This is a genomic window from Methanoculleus sp. UBA208 (assembly GCF_002498065.1).
GTDB lineage: Archaea > Halobacteriota > Methanomicrobia > Methanomicrobiales > Methanoculleaceae > Methanoculleus.
Map to the genome: position 1 here is coordinate 28,836 of NZ_DAFZ01000040.1, position 17,857 is coordinate 46,692.

Consider the following 17,857-nt stretch of genomic DNA (forward strand, 5'->3'; position numbering starts at 1 on the left):
ATATAGATTCTGTGGTCCCGCGAGCCCCCCCTCCGTCGCGCCCGGGCATGGAGCGGCAGGGATCGGCCTGCAAAGGCCTGGCGATGCAAGGTGGCCCGGTTTTTGCCATACATCCTGAAATCCGCCGCAATTCGTTTCCTTATGCTTAAATAATCTCTTCTCCAAATTCTGATGATGAACAAGGTCGCCGTTATCATTGTATCGCTCCTCGTCTTCTTCGCGGTCCTTGCGATCCCTGTCGACCCCGGCCTTCTTGCGCCCGAAGCGAAGTCCGTTGCGGCAGTGACCGTCCTTATGGTCCTCTTCTGGGTCACGGGTGTCATACCCCTTGAGGCGACCGCCCTGCTCCCGCTGGTCCTCTTCCCGGCACTCGGGATCCTCTCCCCGGCGCAGGTGGCAAAATCCTATGGCGACCAGGTGATCTTCCTCTTCCTCGGCGGGTTTATCATCGCGATGTCGATGCAGCGGTGGGGCCTGCACCGGCGCATCGCTCTGCATATCATCCGGATCGTCGGGACGAGCCCGAGACGCCTGGTGCTCGGGTTCATGATCGCCACCGCGTTCCTCTCGATGTGGATCTCGAACACCGCAACGGCGATGATGATGATCCCGATCGCGGTCGCGATCATCCTGACGATCATGCCCGGGACCGATAAAGCCCTTGAAAGCCTCGAGGGAAAAGAGCAGACGCTCGCCCGATGCCTGATCATCTCCATCCCCTACGCCGCGACCATCGGGGGGATCGCCACGATCATCGGCACGCCCCCGAACGGGATCTTCATCTCCCAGCTCGCGACGATCTTTCCGGACGCGCCCTCCATCGACTTCTTCACCTGGATGAAGTTCGGCGTCCCGTTCGCCGCCGTATTCCTCGTCATTGCCTGGATCTGGCTCATCGAGGGCCCTTACCGCCAGATGGGGGCAACCCTCCCGAGCGCCCGGGGGATCATCCGGGAGGAGCTCGCGAAACTCGGCCCGATCTCCCCCGGGGAGCGGTGGACGCTCATCGTCTTCACCCTGACCGCCCTCGCCTGGATATTTGCGCAGACAAAGAATATCGGCGGGTTCGTCATCCCGGGCCTGGACGTGTTCTTCCCCGGGATCAAGGACTCCACCATCGCGATCTTCGGGGCGCTCCTTCTCTTCCTCCTCCCGGTCGACCGTAAGGAGGGCATCTTCACGATGGACTGGGAATGGGCGGTGAAGATCCCCTGGGGCATCCTCCTCCTCTTCGGCGGCGGCATCGCCCTCTCGAACGGGTTCCTCGAGAGCGGGCTTGCCGCGGCGATCGTCGAGTCCCTCACCCTCATCCACGGGCTCCCGATAGTCCTCCTGCTCCTCATCGTGGCGCTGGGGATCGTGTTTGCAGGGGAGATCGCCTCGAACACCGCCATAGCCGCCATCCTGATGCCGATCATGGCGGTCACGGCCGTCAGCATGGGGGTCAACCCGATCGTCCTGATGATGACCGCCGCGGTCTGTGCATCGATCGGGTTCATGCTCCCGGTCGCCACGCCGCCGAACGCCGTCGCCTACGGGAGCGGCTACATCGAAGCGAAAGACCTTCTCCGGTCCGGTTGGGCGCTCGATATCATCGGCGTCGCGCTCTGGATGATCTGCCTCTACACGATCGTCTTCTGGGCGCTCGGGCTTCCTCTCGACCTTCCCGCCTGGGCGCTCTGATCCCCCCGGCACCTATTTTATCCCGTGCGTCTATCCCGGCCGGATGACAGGCAACAGATATCATGACCCGGCGGTCGAGACGCTTGCGCGATCGGATCTGGATACGCTGATCGACGAGCGGATCCGTTTGACCGTCCGGTATGCAGTGGAGCATTCGCCCTTCTACCGCCGGTGGTTCGAGCGGCACAACATCCGCCCGGAGGCTATCCGGGAGCACGAGGATCTCCGCGATCTGCCCATCATCTCCGGGGCGACGATCCGGCGATACCAGCCCCCGCACGAGCAGGAGTTCTGCTTCAAGAGCGTCCCCTGGGAGGCGGTCTTCACGGTCAACGAGACCTCCGGGACGAGCGGTATCCCGAAGAGTTTCTTCCTCACCTGGGAGGACTGGGAGCGGTATGCGGAGAAGTACGCCCGGCTCTTTGTCTCGCAGGGGTTCGAGGCCGGCGACCGGGTGGTGGTCTGCGCCTCCTACGGGATGAACGTCGGCGCGAACACCATGACCCTCGCCGCCCGCGACATCGGGATGGCGATCGTCCCGGAGGGGAAGTGCACCTTCCCGGTCAGGGTGATGGCGCAGTACCGCCCGACGGCGTTGATCGGGAGCGTCTTCAAACTTCTGCGGCTCGCCCGCAGGATGGAGGCGGAAGGGCACCCACCGCAGGACGCGGGGGTGAAGCGCCTCGTCGTCGGGGGCGAGAGTTTCGCCCCGGAATCGAGGCGCTACCTGGAGGTGGTCTGGGGATGTCCGGTCTACAACTCCTACGGGAGCACCGAGGGGACGATGTGCGGCGAGTGCACCCGCCAGGCGGGGCTCCATGTCCCCGAGGATCTGGTTCACTTCGACCTCTACGACCCCGGGATGAACCGGTTCGTCAATGACGGCGAGACGGGGCGGCTGGTCTACACGACGCTCCTTGCGCCGGGCAAGAGGGCGGGGACGCTTCTCATCAACTACGACACGGAGGATACCTGCTCGGTCGTCTCCCGGGAGCGGTGCAGGTGCGGGCGGACGCACATGCGGATCGCCTCCCCCCGGCGCGAGGCGGAGACGGTCCGGATCGGGGATATCGCGCTCAACCGGGTGGACGTGGAGGCGGCGGTCTTTGCGCCCGAAAACATGGCTCACCTGAACGGGGAGTACGAGGCGTTCGTCTACGGCGGTGACGAGGCCGGGGAGACCGTTCTCCGGGTGAGCGTGGAGTGCCTCGATCCCGCCCGCGTCGATGCGGGCGAGGTTGGGGAGACGTTCCTTACCGCCCTTTTGCGGTCGGTTCCGGCCCTTTCGGCGGCATACGAGGACGGCTCTCTCCAGATCCTCTGCACCGTCACGCCGCCGGGAGGGCTCGAACTCCACCGGGCGCCCGGCCGGCCGAAGCGGATCGTGGACCGGCGGTAGGGTGCGGAGGGTGAGGAAGGACTCTGTTGCGGCAGGAGGTTGAGATAGCGAAACGAATAATAGGGTAGATGAGAGAGAACCATGTGAGAGCGATGGCCAAGAAAAGGATCTACAACCCCGTTACAGGGAAGTACTATGAGTTAAGGCAAAGGTCGTCTGTTAACGGGGAGACAGGGCAGATCAAGGGTTTGTGGAGCTCCAAGAGGAAGGCTGGAAAGCGAGCCTGAGGAGGAATCACAATCGTCCAACACACCTGGTGCATCGACACGAATATCCTTGCCCCCTGGGCAATGCACAACAGTGGTGTTTTAACTCTTTTTTGCGATCGATACGGGTTATCCGAAGAGTTCAAAGAGGTTTACCTGGCCAGATATTCGCAGTCGATATCGTTCATTGACGAGGTCATCTCACAACGGCATAGAAAACCTCTTTGTGACTTTTATATCTCGTATCTCGCCTTAAACGAGCTTTTTTCTGCCATACGAGATGAACTACGGACGATAATCCTTTTTAAAAACGGCCTGCCCATCTCCCGCTGGCGTGACGGGAGAAATTTCCCTGAGATTCCTGATGAATGTACGGAAGCTATCTATGCAAAGATCGAGAGTACGTTCGATGTATTGTTTGAAAATGGGGCAATCGTGCCACTTTCAGATGAGCCTGGAGAAAACGGAGATAACTTCTCCGAGATATTCGCGTGGCTGATCTTCAGCAGTAAGGGGATTGAAACCCAGGATGCAATTCTGTTAACAACTGCAATCCTTGTCCGGGCAGAGTGTTTTGTCACCAAAGATGATAAACTGCGCAGAGAAGTTAGAGATACTCTTAAACAGCGGTACAATCTCGAGTTGCTTCAGCCGGGATCTGCGTTGAGCAGATTAAGAAGCATGAGGAAAAGGGGAAGTTTCTACACAAAGCACCTCTCCTACCGCTAATCATAAGCCTGCGGTTTTGGGTGCAAAGACGCGCCAGGGCTTTAACCCGCGACAGTCATGGTGACCCGGGCTCGCGCGAGGCGCGAAGAACGCGAAGTTCGGTAAAATGGGCTCTGTTAAAACCCTGTTCCGATCTTCATCCGTTCCCTGATGCGGGTGGTGCCACACCAGGCCTGTCCCCGGGCCGACCTTTTTTCTCGAGCATGTCCTCATGTCGTGGACCGTGGTGGCGGCTCGCGGGGAGGGGGTCTCCCCCCCCTGTCTCCACGTTGTAATGGATCTCTGTAACCCCCACCACCCGCGCTTCGCGCTCCTCCCGCCCCCAGGGGGGCGGGCAGTCATGGCGATATGCGACTGGCCGAAGGGCAGGAGTTCAAGCACCGCCAGGTGCGCAACCCGGTGGAAAGCCGTCCCTCTGAGTTACCCCCGACTGCAGCCGTCTGGAGCAAGGGGGCTTCAACAAGGCCGTAAAAAGGTGTATAACTCTCCTTCGCGGCTTCGCGTTCTTCGCGTGAGACCGTTTCACTATCCTTACAATCCACTCACGCGAAGCCGCGAAGAGCGATGGGCATAGGCAACTCGCCTTCGCACCTTCGGTGCTCCCACTTCGGCCCCTACCGCCGCCGCACCAGGTAGCCGGCCAGCCCTGCCGCGAGGGCCGCCGCCGCGGGGAGAGCGGGTCCCGTCGCGGTCGGCGTGGGGGTCGTCGGCATCGTCGTCGGCGGCGTGGTGGCGGTCGGGGTTACCGTCGCTGTCGGGGCAGTCGCCGCCGCCTCGACGACGGTGAAGGTGGTGCTTGCGGTGGCGTCGCCCTCGACCAACTCCACGATCACGCTGTAAACGCCTGGCTCGAACCCGGTTGTGTCGACCTCAAACGACCAGGTGTTCGCGGTGGCGTTTCCCTCCTGCACGACGGCCGTTCCCGACGTGCCTCCCTGCACCGAGGCGTTCCCCGGCCCGAACCCGACCGGCGTCACCTCAACGAGCAGGCGGTTGCCGGGGGCGAGGTTCGTCGTCCCGCCGATGGTTACCGTCTCTCCGGCGGCGACCATACCTATCTCGTTGATGCCCGTCTGCTGTGCGGCGACAGTGCCGCAAACCCATGCCGCGAGCACGAGCGCGGCCGCGATTCCGGCAAGTCTTCTAACATTCATACGTTCACCTCACCTCTCCTTCCCGCACGGTGGGATAAGAAACTACCCGAGCCCCGTCATCCGGCCTGACGTCCTTCCTTCCGGGGAAAACCCGCCTGTTTTTTCTCCCCTGCGGTGCAACAATGGTCACTATCCTTCTGACCGGGTGCAGACAATGCTCGAAGACCAACAATGGCAACCGGTGCCGGGAACCGCCGGCGCCGAGATCTACCCCTTCCTCCGGAAACCGGACGTCACCTGTTCGAACGCCTACCTCATCCGGACACCCGGCGAGATCCTGCTCGTCGATACCGGAGCTGAGCCCGGGCAGATGGACCGGATCATGGCGCTCGTGGAAGATCTCCTCAGGGAAGCCCCGCGGCCGGTCCTCCTCTTCCTCACCCACTGCCACGCCGACCACTGCTACCAGGCCGTCCGGGACCGGCGGTTCCGGTCTCTCCCGCACCTCTGCGTCGCCATAGAGGAGGAGGGCGCCCGGGCGCTCGAGGCCGGCGATGCGGCCCGGACGGTTGCGGATCTCATGGGGTGGGAGGTCGAGCCGCTCCCGGTCGGTCTCCCCCTTCTTGCCGCCCGCGACCGCGAGGCCCTGGGGACGGATGGCGGCATCGTCCTTCACCGGCAGCGGATCCCGCTCCGTTCCGGGGATGTAGTTTCGGTCTACCACACCCCCGGGCACACGCACGACAGCATCTGCATCCGTCTCGGCGGTTGCCTCTTCATCGGCGACCTCCTCTTCTCCGCGAGCCCCGGGATCGCCGGGCTTGCCGGCTGGGACCAGCCGGCGTTGCTTGAGTCCGTAGGAAGGGTCCGGTGGATCCTCGCCCACGAACCCGTGAGCCTCTGCTGCCCGGGCCACGGCAGGGGGATCCCTGCCGCGGCGATGCCGGCGCTCCTCGACCGGCTGCAGGGGGAGGCGGAGAAGATGGCTGATATCGGCACCTTCGACCGGGAACGGCTCGCCGACTTCCCTGGAGCACGCCGTCGACCTGCTCCAGGAGGCCAACCGAACCTTTGCCGTGCTCGCGGGGCGCCTCTACACCCTCGCCTACCGCCTCGACGACCTCGGCGAGGCCGAAGAGGCCCGGCGCTACCTGGAACTCCTGGAATCCGACCAGATTGACGGGTTTCTTGCCGATTTTTCACGGTTCGCCGACGAATTCAACGCCGGGGAGAAGTTCGAGGTCCAGCTGGTCCTCAAGGCCGTCCAGGTGATCCCGCGGATCGAGGCCCACTTTGCGGGAGACCGGCTGGACCACGTCGTCGACGCGTCGCTCCTCCGCCGGGCCGGCCGCCTCCTCACCGACTTCATGAACACGATCATGGGCTACCGGGACATCGCGCACCTCTCCGCCGCCGACCTCCCGACGGTGCTCCACGGCCTCGTGGCCGGTCTCCTGGCGTGTCCGTTCTCTGATGAGGCGTTCATCGATTCGGCGGACGACCCGGCGGCATACCGGGTGGAACTCGTCTCCCGGCTCGCCTACCTCCCGCTCTTTGAGGGCGTCGATTTCGTTGTCGACGCCGGAGCCCCTCTCCCGCCGGTGCTGATCGACCGGGAACGGTTCTGCGACGAAGTCACCGGCGTTCTCGAGGATATGGCAGCCGCCGGCGCACGGGAGATCCGGCTCGGCCTCCGGCGCGAGGGAGATGCGGTCGGTCTCCTGATCCGGAGTTCCGGCCCTCTCTCCCCACGGAGGCTCCGGTTCTACCGGCGGAAGTTCGGGCTCTCGGGGGCGTCGCTTGCGATTCCCGGGGACGGTGCCGGCCTTCTCCTCCTTTTTGAGCCCGTGTCCTCCTGACCCCGTGTGCCGGTGCCCGGGGCAAACTACTTACCTCCGGGGCCGGAGTCAGGGTGATGGTAACAGAAGGAGGCTTCCGATGGCGATGCAGCACGTGCCTGGAGTTGACCGCGGCAGGGTGATTCTCTATGCTCTGAGCACCTGCGGCTGGTGCGCGCGGACAAAACAGCTCCTCACCGACCTCGGCGTCGGGTTCTCGTATGTCTACGTGGACCTGCTCGCGGGCGAGGAGCGTGATCGCGTGATCCGGGAAGTCGAACGCTGGAATCCCCGGCTCTCGTTCCCGACCGTCGTCATCGACGACGCAAAGGTGATCGTGGGGTTCCGGGAAGACGAGATCCGGGAGGCGGTCGGTGTCTGACACGGCGAGCGAGGAAGTGGTCGACCGCTTTATGCGCGACCTCGCCCGCGAGGCGGAGGCGGGCGGTTATCATCTCAACCCGGATTGGGAGTTCACCCGGGACCTCGTCCGTGGCCTGCTCGCGAACCTGGAGCGTTACGGCTACATCTCCTGTCCCTGCCGGCTCGCCTCGGGAGACCGGGACGACGACCTCGACATCATCTGCCCCTGCGACTACCGGGACCCCGATCTCGCCGATTACGGTGCCTGTTACTGCGCCCTTTACGTCACCGCCGACGTGGAGGCCGGGAAGCGTGCCGCCGATCCCGTCCCGGAGCGGCGTCCTCCTCCGGCCGAGCGCCGCCGGCAGAAAGAGGAGCGTGCTGCAGTCCCGGGAACCCTGAAGTATCCGGTCTGGCGGTGCCGGGTCTGCGGCTACCTCTGCGCCCGGGATGAACCGCCCGAGACCTGCCCGATCTGCCGGGTGCCCCGCGACCGGTTCGAGCGGTTCATGTAAGCCGGACGAGGCATGCGTAGATGAGGAACGCCGCGACGATCCCGTTCACCGGGGGGATGCCCGGGACCACGAGGGCGGCGAGGGAACCGGGGGACGACCGCCTCCCCGAGCGCGGGGTAGCGTCGCCGCCTCTCTCTTCCCGGATCACTGCTGGTCGCGCGATGGTCGAGTGTTTCTGCCGCGCAAAGCCCGCGCGGCGCCGCGAGTGGCGGCCCTGCGCCCCGCACCCTTCCCTGCACCGCCCTCCCTTCTCGATGGGAGGGGGAAGGATCGCCTGTTGTATCCGAAAAAGCCCGGTGTTGCCGGCGATCGATCCAGAGGTGTCATATAGCGGGCCGGGCGATTCTCATGTATGCCGAGCGTGCGGATCAACGACGGAGACCTCCCCTCCGGAGCCGGTGTGGAGGGGGGCGGAAGAAGAAACCCGACGAGACCCCGGGCCCCGCCCGCCGGGAGCCCGAACCGGAGACCACGAAGCCGAAAGAGAATTCCAGGAAGCCCCGGCAGGGAGAGCCCCTCTTTTCGGATGCCGACGGCGCCGATATATTCTACACGAAGACGAAGTAGGTCACTTCACCACCCGGATATCCCCGGCGGAGGCCACCACCACCTCCCGCGTCCCGCGGTAGGTCTGGACGGTCCCGTACAGCGTTACGTTCTCGTTTTCATGGAGCTCGAGCCCGGCGACCACGTTCTGCGGCAGAAAGACCGGGGTGCCGTTGACGGTGAGGATCAGGTGCGCGCCGGTCGAAGTCGTCCTGATCTCTTCGATCTTCCCCTCGAGGAGGACCAGCGCCCCGTCGGGAACCTCCGGTGAGTATGGGTCCGCCACCAGCGGCCGTCCGACGGCGTCGAAGAGGAGGTGCGCCGCAAGCACGATCCCGACGACGCATACGAGGACGGCGAGTGCTGCTTTCTCCTGCCGTTCCAGCATAGATATGCTATAGACCCCCCGGGGTTATAACATCCGTCAGTTTGATATGTTAACAGCGTTAACGATCCTGCATGGATGATGTGAACCTTCCCCCCTCCTCCAAAAAGATCCTTCTGCTGCTTGAGGACGGGGGTGCCCTGACCCATAAGGAGCTCGTCCGCCTCAGCAGCCTGGCCCCCCGCACCGTCCGATATGCTTTAAAGCGACTCAAGGATAACGATATGATCGTGGAGAAGTTCAACTTCAGGGACGCCCGGCAGATCCTCTACGAGTACAAAGAATCCCAGATGGTGTCTGTGCAATGACCGAGCCTTATTCCTGCGACATCATGCGCTGCGATTCCCTCGTCCGCAGACTGCTCCCCCAGATGCGTGCCGAGATGGTCTACCGCCTGGTGAACGAGCGCGGGATCAGCCAGAGCGAGGCCTCGAAGCGTCTCGGGATCAGCAGGGCCGCGATATCCCAGTACATGAGCCGGAAACGCGGATTTAACCGGGAAAATTTCCCCGGCGACCTTGATATGGTCATCGAGCGGTGGGTCTCCGCCGTCGCCTCGGGTGAGGGGACGATAACCATCTGCGACGTCTGCCGCTCCGCCGATCCTGTCGGAAGACGGTAAGGCCTCAGGTGCGCCTCCGCCGGTAGAGGTAGAGCCCCGTAAGCCCGGCGAGTATGCACGCCGCCGCCACTATTTTGAGCCGGTCCGGTCCGGGAGCACCGCCCGCTCCTTCTTCATTCGAGACATTCCAGTCATCTTCAAAGACCCCGGTGTAGTAGGCGGCGATATCCGGGTGCTCGATGATCACGCCCGCTTCCCGGTTGAACGCCGGCGAGTTGGCGTTCCAGTTGATGCTGCTGACGAGCACCGTCCGGCCGTCGACGATGACCCCCTTGTTGTGGATCTTGTCGAGGTCGTTCGCCTCGAGGTCCGCGAGCCGCGCTTCGAGCGGCAGCCCTTCCGCCGCGGCGAACCGGTTGATGACCCCGACCATCTCGTCGTTGTCCGCGTCGCCCTCGGTGTTGAACCAGGCCGAGTCGAGGAGCACCCGTACCGCAACCCCCCGCCGGGAGGCGTCGATCGCGGCCGCAAGGTAGGGGTTGAGGTCATGCCCCGTCTCGTTCGTGATGTAGGCCTGCTCGATCGCGATGCTCTCCTGCGCCCCTTCGATCAGCCCGAGGATGAGCGCGCTTGTGTCGGGGGACACGACAGGGGTCACCCGCGCCCCCTCCGCACGGCAGACTGTGAACTCGACCGTGTAGTCGGGCGCCCAGGGCGTGCAGAGCTCGGCCGCCGTGCCCTCGAGCGGGACGATATCCCCGCCCGCCGCATCGAGGAGGAAGACCTCCCTGAAGTAGGCCGCGAGTTTGGGGTCCTCGAGGAGGACGCCCCACCCGCGGTTGCCCTGCAGCCCCGCCTCCGGGTAGCCGCCGGGCTTGAAGTTCTCGCTCCCGAGCAGAACGGTGCTCCCGTCGATGACGAGATACTTGGCATGGTCGTAGCGGTACTTTGCGTGGGCGGCATCCGTCGTCGTCATCGAAAGAACCGGGATGCCGCTCCGGTTGAGGGCGCCCGCGACCGCCCGCCCTTCCGCGGAGACGCCGCCCACCGGCCCGCCCTCGAGGAGAACGGTTACGGCAACCCCTCGCTCGCGGGCAGAGATGAGGTCCCTTGCCATCTTTTCATCGGTGAACTCGTAGACGTTCACCAGGATCTCGTGTTCCGCCTCCGCGACGGCCGCCGAGAATACCTCGTACGAACAGTCCGGCGCAGCGAACGCGGTCACCGCGACGCCCTCGAAGGTCGCGGGTAGAAGACGGGACTGGCCGATGGAGAGCGGGCGCGGGTCCCAGACGCCGTCCTCCTGGTAGTGGATCTGCCCTTCCCGCGGGTGGACGTCGGCGGGCCAGGCGACCTGCTGGACGAGGGTGGTCCCGTGGTAGAGGAGAAGTTCGTCGGCCCGGTTCGCCATCAGGAGGTTCCCGTTCGGGATCACGTCCGGCACCTCCGCTGTCCGCGCCTCGATCTCGAAGTCGGGAAGGTAACCGTGGGCCCGCTCGAACGCAGGCCCCCCCCTCGCGACCGTCAACCGCCCGTCGATCCGTGTTCCCGGCGGGAACCGGTACCCGCCCTCGCCGTCCGAGAGGACGTAGCCGTCGAGGACCCCCTCCCCCTCGAGCACCAGGTATTCGTCGGGGTCGCCGGGCTGGTAGGGGTCCGGGCAGAACTCGACGATCTGAATGCCGCCGGCCGTGCCGGCAAGGAGGCAGAGGAGCAGGACGGCGGCGGCGATCCGGCGCATACGCAAAGTTATGTCTTCTCCGGTTTAATAGCAAAACGATATGACAACGCCCGCACCCCCGCTGGTCGTCAAGGTTGGGGGGAGCCTCTTTGACCGAATCGCCCCCCTGCTCGAGATCTTCCGCGAGGCCGGACGCCCGGTGCTGATCGTGCCCGGCGGCGGGAAGTTCGCCGACCTCGTCCGGCGGCTCGATGTCTCCGAGGACGCCGCCCACTGGATGGCGATCGCCGGCATGGAGCAGTTTTCGTGGTATATCGCCTCGCACGGCGTCCCGGCGGCTTCCACCCTTGCGCTTCCGGCGGAGGTGACGGTCCTCCTCCCCTACTGCGCTCTTCGGCGAGTCGACCCCCTCCCCCACTCCTGGGACGTCACTTCCGACACCATCGCCGCCTGGGTCGCGAAAGAACTCCCGGCCGACCTCCTTCTCCTCAAATCGGTCGACGGCATCCGCCATCGCCGCAGGCTCCTTTCAAGGGTCGAGGACCCTTCCATCACCTCCGAAGAGGTCGATCCGGCGTTCATCCGGTTCGTCTTCGAGCACAACCTGCGGGCCCGGGTGGTGAACGGCAGGCACGCTGACCGGGTTCGCCGTGCCCTCCGGGATGAGGCAGTCGTCGGGACGCTCGTCGATCCGAGATTTTAATTGCTGCGGCGGCGATATGATAGGTTAACATTCGAGGAAACGACGATGACAGCGAGAGATCGATGTACCTCCTGCAATGCCACGCTGGCCGAGGAAGGCTCCACCTGGTTCCCGTGCCCGGTGTGCGCGCAAGAGATCAACCGGTGCTACCGGTGCAGGGAGCAGAGCATAGGGTATACATGCCCGAAGTGCGGGTTTGGGGGGCCATAACCATGGGAAACGTAGCCATAATCGTGAAGATAATGCCGGAATCCCCCGATGTCGACCGTGAAGCGCTCAAAGCAGCGGTCAAGGCGGCCGTTCCGGTCGACGATATCCGGGAAGAACCGATCGGCTTCGGCCTCGTGGCGCTGAAAGCCGCCATCGTCGTCCCCGACAAAGCGGGGGCTCCCGATGAAGTCGAAGCAGCGCTCCAGAACCTTGAAGGCGTCGCAAGCGCCGAGATCATCGAATCCACGCTTGTATAAGTGGATTCCCGATACCCACTTTTCCTAACGAGTCTCTTCGAGCCGCTCCATCACATCGGCAGTGATCCTGCGGATCTTTTCGACCGATTCCTTAAATCCGGCGACTTCGTCCTCTTCGAGGCTGAGCGGAACCGGGAAAACGCCGTCCCGGTTGATGCGGGCGGGCACGCCGATGCAGACATCGCCGATCCCGTGGATCTCGCTTTTGATGTAACTTGAAACGGTGAGGATACGGTTCTCGTTCCCGAGGATTGTCTTCACAAGGGTTGCAATCGCTTCTCCGGGCCCGTAGACGGTGGCGCCCTTATCCCTGATGATTGCCTCGCCGCTCGTTCTGACGGTATCGATCATCTCCTGCGCGGGCAGGCCCGAGAAGGTGGGCAGGTTGTTGATCCGGATGCCGCCGATCGTCGTCGCCGACCAGAGCGGAACCATGCTCTCGCCGTGCTCGCCGATGATGCGGGTATGCACCTCGCTGACGTGGACCCGGAAATAGTGCGCAATAAGGGACTTCAAGCGCATCGAGTCGAGATGCGTCCCGAGGCCGAAGATCTGCCTCGGCTGGAACCCCGAATACTTCAGGGCGACGGCGGTCATGACGTCGACAGGGTTCGTCACCAGAAAGAGGATGGCGTCGGGTGAAGACCTGCCGATGGTTTCGGCGGTTTCGGCGGTGATCTTTGCGTTCTCGAAGGCAAGGTCGTTACGGTCCTGGCCGGGCCGACGGGGCACACCTGCCGTGCAGATGATGACATCCGAGTCTTTTGCATCGAGAAGGCTCGTACTGTACGAGAGCCGGACGTCGGTGCCTCGTGCAGCGAACGAGTCGGATAAGTCACGGCAGCAGCCCGCGAGAAAATCTTCGCGTCCGGGCCTCCCGATGAGCAGCATGTCGCTGACGTACGGGATTTCGGATATGGTGTGGGCCGCAAATACGCCGACGTTCCCTGTAGCCCCAAGAATCGTTACTTTTGCCATGGAGATCGCCGTTGGGGACACGTCCTCGGTCGACCGTGCGCACAGGCATTCACCGCTGCATCCCTCCTCCACCCCGCAACCCCATGGGCGCCGAACGTCCACGGTAAGTCTGCTCCCTTCCGGGCCTGAACCGGTACCCGCGGCAAAAGGTCGCCGCCCCCTCCGGGGCTTTGATCCCTCTCCGCCGACCTCATGGGACGAGGCTTCTCAGTCGGGACGCAGAGGATCCTGCAGGCCGCTGCGGCCTTCCTCAGACTTCGCCCCCCGCTAACGGCGGTTTCGGGTGACAGGTGACGCCGAGCCACCCGGGCTAGTCCCCGTATATACTGGAGTCTATGGGATAAAAATAGCTCCGCCCACCCGGGCACGCCAGGCCCGGGTGATCTCCTCGACCTTGCGTCCGTCCGCCTTCTCGAAGAGGTCGAGGGCGGCAAGGTCGATTTCGGGCGGGAGGACGGCCGGGAGCAGCCGCAGATCGCCCTGGTAGACCTCGATCTCCTGCGCCCCGGCGGCGCTGGCTACCGGGACGGGGTCCCGCGCGACCGGCCGGCGCCGGAGGTCGTCGCAAGACCGGTGCATCGTCACTTCCTCGATCCCGAGGAACTCCCGGTTCACCCGGAGGTTGCAGGCGGTCCAGTAAGCCGCCGCGTACCAGGCGTCGTTCGCAATCACCCGCGGGATGCCCGCCCGGGCGGCGGCGAGGCCGAGGGTGCCGGCGCCGCAACAGGCGTCGACGAACGTCCGGGGGCGGTATCGATCTATCTCGCGCTCGAGCGAGAGGATCTTTTCGTCGCGGCCCCGGGGGAACTCGACGTGCAGGACCGACTGCTGTTTGTAGACAGCGACGGGTCCCGCGCGGGTGGGGAAGACGTCGGCCCGGACGTCGCACCCGGCAAGGAGGGTATGCCCGGCGGGCTCCGCGTCGGTGTCGCTGATTCCCGGTGCTCCGGCACCCGTCCTGACGACCCCCCGGACCTCCGGGACTTCGGCGACCAGGCGGGCGGCCGCCCGCTCCCCGGCCGAGCGGGAGAGGAGGACGAGTGAATCGGGCGGGAGATAGGGGGGCGAGCGCATGGCGAATCCGGGGTGGACGAGCGGCGTCCCCGCGGCGGCGAGGGGTTCGGTCCCGGCAAGGTCTCCCTCAGCGGCCATCACCCGGTAGATGTGGGCGAAGACCTCGTCGATGAACCGCTTGGCGCAGGAGGGGCAGGGCTCGGCAGGAGAGAGGTCGGGGGGCGGGGCGCGCTTGTCATAGGTGAGCCCCATGCAGTCGGGGCAGGGGGTGAAAGCGTGCGGCAGGCGTGCAAGGAGCGCGGGAGCGTCCTCGATGCAGTCTCCCCCGCAGACCGGGCAGTTCATGCCAGTGCATTGGCCGTCGATACATAAATATGCGTGCGGCAGCGGCGCCGTGCTCAGAAGAGCAGCAAGGCGAGAATGAGCGCAGCGACGTACGCGGCCGGGTAGAACCAGACCATCACCCGGTCGATCCGCTCGGCGATCTCTTTCTCTGCCTCCGTCGCCAGCCATCTCAGGTAGAGGTTGTAGGCGACGGTTGCACCGGTGATGACGAAGGTGGCGACCAGGATGGTGTCAAGGAAGGTCAGGTAGCCGAGGTGCGGCAGGTCGCCGGCGATGGTGAAGTTGAACGCGATGAAGAGGAGCAGATTGGCGCTGGCTATCTCGGCCCGCTTGCCATAGTCCTTGAGGAGAAACGTGATGTAGGTCAGGATGATGATGATCAGGATGGGCAGCAGGATGCGGAGAATGTAGAAGGTCAGGTGACGGGCCGCCTCGAAGTGGAATGAGTAGCGGGAGTTCTCGGTCGTGATCTCGACCGTGCTGATGTTGGTGTCGCTCGAGGTGATGTACCACTCCTCCTCCCCGAGCTGGGTGCCGACGGCGGTCTTCTCCGGCCAGGACTCATAAATGTAAAGTTCTTCAGGGTAGAGCGAGTCGATGCGGAGGTAGAAATCCTGGGTATCGAACGGGTAGGTCCTGAAGTTGAAGTCCGGTGCCTGCAGGGTCGTCCAGAAGTGCTCGAAGTAGGTGGCGGTGCCGTTGGGCTGCACCACGATGATCTGGTTCTGCGTCCAGCGCTGCGCCTGCTGGTTGTAGAGCGTAAACTCCGGCCACCGTGAACCCTCGGCCTCGACGAAATCGTCGATGCTTCGATAGATCTTGACCCGGCATCCGCATTCGTCCGGGCTGAATGTCAGGGCAGGGTCGGTCCATTCCATCCAGATATTTGCCACCGCGGCGAAGTTCTCGCTGACCTGGTCCACGCTGGTGATCTGGTCGAGTTGGACGCCGACCTTGACAGGAATGGGCTCCTGCAGGACGGGCCGGCCTCCGGGCGACTCGTTGCCCGCGAGCACGCCGGGGGCGTTCAGGCCGGTCAGCAGGCGGAAGTCTCCTGTCGTGTTGGCCCCGTTCAGCGGGCTTGAGAGCACCTCCAGCCGGTTGTTGCTGCTGGCGCCGGAGAAGGTGTACTGGAGCGTGGCGCTCGTCGTCCCCGTTGCGGGAGCCACCGCTGCGAGGGGCTTGCCGCCGTAGTCCCGCAGGACCATCGCCGGGGTCAGGTTCCCGGAGGTCGCTTCGATGAAGGCGTAGAAGGTGTCGTTCGTCTCTACCGGGCTCAAGGTGTAGAAGGTCGACGATATGTTGGCGGAGAGGTTCCCCGTCACCTCCCGGACGCCGACGCGCATCTTCGAAGCCGAGGCATTCAGGATCGCGATGGTGGCTCCGGCCGGTTCGGCCTGGCCGGTCAGCACCTGCGGGGCGTCGATCCCGACCAGGAGGCGATAGTCTCCGAAGGTCTGCTGGCGTTTTGCCGGGGAGCCGATCACGATCAGGAGATAGTCGCCGTCGGCGGGAATGCGGTGTTGCAGGGCGGAGTCGTAGGTGCCGTTCGTATCGTCGTTCCAGGCGAGGAAGTACCGGCCGGCAGTCTTCGGGATCACCCTGAGCGGGTCCTGCCCCGCTGCAAGCGAGCTGTTCACCTCGATTGCGAATTCGTTACGCACCCGGCTCGTGTTGAGATCCGGGGTCGCTACGGCGAGGAACGGGTCAAGGTTTCCTGAGGTTCCCTCCGCATAGGCGTACAGGCTCTCTCCTGCCTGCAGGCCGGGGAGATCGTAGAAGATTGCCTGACCGGGCTCTATTCTCCCGGTCAGCTCCTGAACACCGGCATTCTCCTGCATCTGGGCGGTCGTGGTGCCCACCAGTACTGCGAGCAGGAGAGTCAGGAAGAGCGCTCTCCTTACTGCACGGGTTCGACCGTTCCGGCCTCCCGGTTCCCGCACCGGCCGACCGGTCCCGGCATGCATCAGGTCCGCTCCATCAACAGTCCAATCACCTCGTAGACGGCGTTTATGGGATCTTTTTGAGTTCGATCGCAGGGTTCGGCGGATTGCATTATTATTGCCGATATATTACATTTTGGGGCATGTAGCCTATCGCTCCGTGGAGGGTTTTTCAGGACTTCAAACATCCCCGGACTGCTCCATCAGTATCGCCATCCATCGTGTCTCTTCCGAACCCGACAGCACCGCCTTTACGAGAAGCGTCAGAGGAGCTGCCAGAAACAGTCCCGGGACGCCGAGCACCAGTGTCCAGCCGAGGACCGAGAGTATGATCGCCAGTGGGGAGATTCGGAGCGCCCGCTCGGCAGGGTACGGCAGGAGGAAGCGGCGGGCGAGAACGTCGATGATAGAGATGCCGACCGCAACGGCAAGTGCCCCCGGGAGGCCGTGCTGGAGCCAGGCAAGCCCCATAGGGGGCACCGATGCGATAGGCAGTCCGAAGTAGGGGATGTAGCCGAGCACGACGATCAGGACCGCCCAGAGCGCCGGGGCGTCGATCCCGAGGAGCAGCAGGAGAATCGCGACAGCGATACCGGTCGCAAGCCCGCTTTTGGTGCGCAAAGACGCATATGCAACCAGATCACTCGCGGAGCGGTTGAGTTCCGCCATAGCGTCGGATCCCAGGCTTTGCACGAGTTTCCCCCGGAAAGAGGCTACCTCCAGGAGCATGAGGACGGTTACAATCAGGATGACCAGAAAATCGATGGCCAGGACAGAGAGTTCGGCGAGAATCTCCCAGAGCGGCGGGATAACCATGGAGCCGTTCGGTGATTCGGGCGGTTGTACCGATACCGGAATTCCCAGGTCTGCAAACCACGACTGCAGCCCCACAAGCTGTGCTCGCAGAAGGTCCTGGTAGGCAGGCAGCGCGCTGTCGAGTTCGACAAGCGACAGGCTCAGGAGTGCGACGAGCAGCAGGGCAACACCGGCAATCACCCCGATCATCGCCAGCGCCCCTGCCACCCGGGGCAGCCCGCGCTCTTCCAGGCGATGCACGGTCGGCGTGACGACGACAGCCAGGATGAACCCGACGAGCACCGGGCTTACAACCGCGGCGCCGAGGTGCATGCCGGTGACGACGACGGCAGCGACGATGACAACCCGGGTGAGGGATTCGAGGCGGGCCGGAGCGGGCATGGCTACCTCCCTCCTGCAGATACGACCGTCATTAGGGGGCTGTCCATTCCGGAATCTCCGGACCTACGATCCCGGGAGCTGCTTTTTGGCCTGGAACTCTTCCTCGGTGATGATCCCTTTATCCCGAAGCCCGGCAAGTCTCTCCAGCTCGTCGATGTAGGATGGTTCTGCAGGCTGCGGAGCCTGCTCTTTCGCCATGCCCGCCTCGA

General features: G+C 64.0%; 21 protein-coding genes and 1 other RNA gene. 12 read left to right on the plus strand and 10 right to left on the minus strand.

Annotation, left to right across the window (positions count from 1 at the left end):
* Positions 1-171 precede the first annotated feature (171 nt).
* The 3 genes from BRA62_RS03565 to BRA62_RS03575 all read left to right on the plus strand — a co-directional run bounded on the left by BRA62_RS03565 (position 172) and on the right by BRA62_RS03575 (position 4,017).
* Positions 172-1,683, plus strand: a complete 1,512-nt coding sequence (locus tag BRA62_RS03565) for an SLC13 family permease (RefSeq protein WP_292364890.1) — start codon at positions 172-174, stop codon at positions 1,681-1,683.
* Positions 1,684-1,726: 43 nt separating this feature from the next.
* A complete protein-coding gene (ftsA, locus tag BRA62_RS03570) occupies positions 1,727-3,082 on the plus strand; it encodes a coenzyme F390 synthetase (protein ID WP_292364891.1) in 1,356 nt (451 codons plus the stop codon).
* A gap of 290 nt (positions 3,083-3,372) precedes the next feature.
* The gene (locus BRA62_RS03575) at positions 3,373-4,017 is read left to right on the plus strand and encodes a hypothetical protein (protein ID WP_292364893.1); all 645 of its coding nucleotides are present in this window, start codon (positions 3,373-3,375) and stop codon (positions 4,015-4,017) included.
* A 614-nt stretch (positions 4,018-4,631) separates the two neighbouring features.
* Here BRA62_RS03575 and BRA62_RS03580 read toward each other — a convergent pair.
* A complete protein-coding gene (locus BRA62_RS03580) occupies positions 4,632-5,171 on the minus strand; it encodes a hypothetical protein (protein ID WP_292364894.1) in 540 nt (179 codons plus the stop codon).
* A gap of 154 nt (positions 5,172-5,325) precedes the next feature.
* Between BRA62_RS03580 and BRA62_RS03585 the strand changes: the two genes are divergently transcribed.
* The 4 genes from BRA62_RS03585 (at position 5,326) to BRA62_RS03600 (ending at position 7,827) form a co-directional block, all read left to right on the plus strand.
* Complete coding sequence (locus BRA62_RS03585) at positions 5,326-6,291, plus strand: MBL fold metallo-hydrolase (protein WP_292364896.1); 966 nt, start codon at positions 5,326-5,328, stop codon at positions 6,289-6,291.
* Positions 6,188-6,970 (plus strand): hypothetical protein, encoded by a 783-nt coding sequence (locus tag BRA62_RS03590; RefSeq protein ID WP_292364898.1) that lies wholly within the window; start codon positions 6,188-6,190, stop codon positions 6,968-6,970. Before BRA62_RS03585 ends, BRA62_RS03590 begins: the two co-directional genes overlap by 104 nt.
* A gap of 85 nt (positions 6,971-7,055) precedes the next feature.
* Positions 7,056-7,331, plus strand: coding sequence for a glutaredoxin family protein (locus BRA62_RS03595; protein ID WP_292364989.1), 276 nt, complete (start codon positions 7,056-7,058; stop codon positions 7,329-7,331).
* A complete protein-coding gene (locus BRA62_RS03600) occupies positions 7,324-7,827 on the plus strand; it encodes a ferredoxin-thioredoxin reductase catalytic domain-containing protein (protein ID WP_349680537.1) in 504 nt (167 codons plus the stop codon). Before BRA62_RS03595 ends, BRA62_RS03600 begins: the two co-directional genes overlap by 8 nt.
* Here BRA62_RS03600 and BRA62_RS03605 read toward each other — a convergent pair.
* Together BRA62_RS03605 and BRA62_RS03610 are read right to left on the minus strand one after the other, a co-directional pair.
* Complete coding sequence (locus BRA62_RS03605; RefSeq protein ID WP_292364900.1) at positions 7,820-7,975, minus strand: hypothetical protein; 156 nt, start codon at positions 7,973-7,975, stop codon at positions 7,820-7,822. The two genes, BRA62_RS03600 and BRA62_RS03605, sit on opposite strands and share 8 nt — an antisense overlap.
* A 420-nt stretch (positions 7,976-8,395) precedes the next feature.
* The gene (locus tag BRA62_RS03610; RefSeq protein WP_292364902.1) at positions 8,396-8,761 is read right to left on the minus strand and encodes a hypothetical protein; all 366 of its coding nucleotides are present in this window, start codon (positions 8,759-8,761) and stop codon (positions 8,396-8,398) included.
* A gap of 71 nt (positions 8,762-8,832) precedes the next feature.
* On the opposite strand from BRA62_RS03610, the gene BRA62_RS03615 reads away from it, so the two are divergent.
* Both BRA62_RS03615 and BRA62_RS03620 read left to right on the plus strand, forming a co-directional pair.
* On the plus strand, positions 8,833-9,066 hold the full coding sequence (locus BRA62_RS03615) for a winged helix-turn-helix domain-containing protein (RefSeq protein WP_214020972.1): 234 nt from the start codon (positions 8,833-8,835) through the stop codon (positions 9,064-9,066).
* Positions 9,063-9,380, plus strand: coding sequence for a transcriptional regulator (locus BRA62_RS03620; protein ID WP_292364904.1), 318 nt, complete (start codon positions 9,063-9,065; stop codon positions 9,378-9,380). The genes BRA62_RS03615 and BRA62_RS03620 overlap by 4 nt, the downstream gene beginning before the upstream one ends.
* 4 nt (positions 9,381-9,384) lie before the next feature.
* On the opposite strand, the gene BRA62_RS03625 is transcribed toward BRA62_RS03620, so the two are convergent.
* Entirely contained in the window at positions 9,385-11,061 is a 1,677-nt protein-coding gene (locus tag BRA62_RS03625) for a phospholipase D-like domain-containing protein (protein WP_292364906.1), read from the minus strand.
* 40 nt (positions 11,062-11,101) lie between these two features.
* Here BRA62_RS03625 and BRA62_RS03630 point away from each other — a divergent pair, with 40 nt between their 5' ends.
* The 3 genes from BRA62_RS03630 to BRA62_RS03640 are packed head-to-tail and all read left to right on the plus strand — an operon-like array spanning position 11,102 to position 12,171.
* Positions 11,102-11,704 carry a uridylate kinase gene (locus BRA62_RS03630; RefSeq protein ID WP_292364908.1) on the plus strand — a complete coding sequence of 201 codons (603 nt, stop codon included), beginning with the start codon at positions 11,102-11,104 and terminating at the stop codon, positions 11,702-11,704.
* A 45-nt stretch (positions 11,705-11,749) separates the two neighbouring features.
* Positions 11,750-11,914, plus strand: a complete 165-nt coding sequence (locus BRA62_RS03635) for a zinc finger domain-containing protein (protein WP_292364910.1) — start codon at positions 11,750-11,752, stop codon at positions 11,912-11,914.
* A gap of 2 nt (positions 11,915-11,916) precedes the next feature.
* On the plus strand, positions 11,917-12,171 hold the full coding sequence (locus tag BRA62_RS03640) for an elongation factor 1-beta (RefSeq protein ID WP_292364912.1): 255 nt from the start codon (positions 11,917-11,919) through the stop codon (positions 12,169-12,171).
* Between the two features lie 24 nt (positions 12,172-12,195).
* Here BRA62_RS03640 and BRA62_RS03645 read toward each other — a convergent pair whose 3' ends face one another.
* From BRA62_RS03645 to BRA62_RS03670, 6 genes are all read right to left on the minus strand, one after another.
* Positions 12,196-13,149, minus strand: a complete 954-nt coding sequence (locus BRA62_RS03645) for a malate dehydrogenase (protein ID WP_292364914.1) — start codon at positions 13,147-13,149, stop codon at positions 12,196-12,198.
* 11 nt (positions 13,150-13,160) lie between these two features.
* An RNA gene (gene ffs, locus BRA62_RS03650) (signal recognition particle sRNA) lies at positions 13,161-13,470 on the minus strand.
* A gap of 12 nt (positions 13,471-13,482) precedes the next feature.
* Positions 13,483-14,508: a hypothetical protein gene (locus BRA62_RS03655; RefSeq protein WP_292364915.1), complete on the minus strand. Its 1,026-nt coding sequence runs from the start codon at positions 14,506-14,508 to the stop codon at positions 13,483-13,485.
* 53 nt (positions 14,509-14,561) lie between these two features.
* A complete protein-coding gene (locus BRA62_RS03660) occupies positions 14,562-16,475 on the minus strand; it encodes a hypothetical protein (protein ID WP_292364917.1) in 1,914 nt (637 codons plus the stop codon).
* Positions 16,476-16,631: 156 nt separating this feature from the next.
* Complete coding sequence (locus BRA62_RS03665) at positions 16,632-17,648, minus strand: AI-2E family transporter (RefSeq protein WP_292364919.1); 1,017 nt, start codon at positions 17,646-17,648, stop codon at positions 16,632-16,634.
* 63 nt (positions 17,649-17,711) lie between these two features.
* On the minus strand, positions 17,712-17,846 hold the full coding sequence (locus BRA62_RS03670; RefSeq protein WP_292364921.1) for an SHOCT domain-containing protein: 135 nt from the start codon (positions 17,844-17,846) through the stop codon (positions 17,712-17,714).
* Between the last annotated feature and the right edge of the window lie 11 nt (positions 17,847-17,857).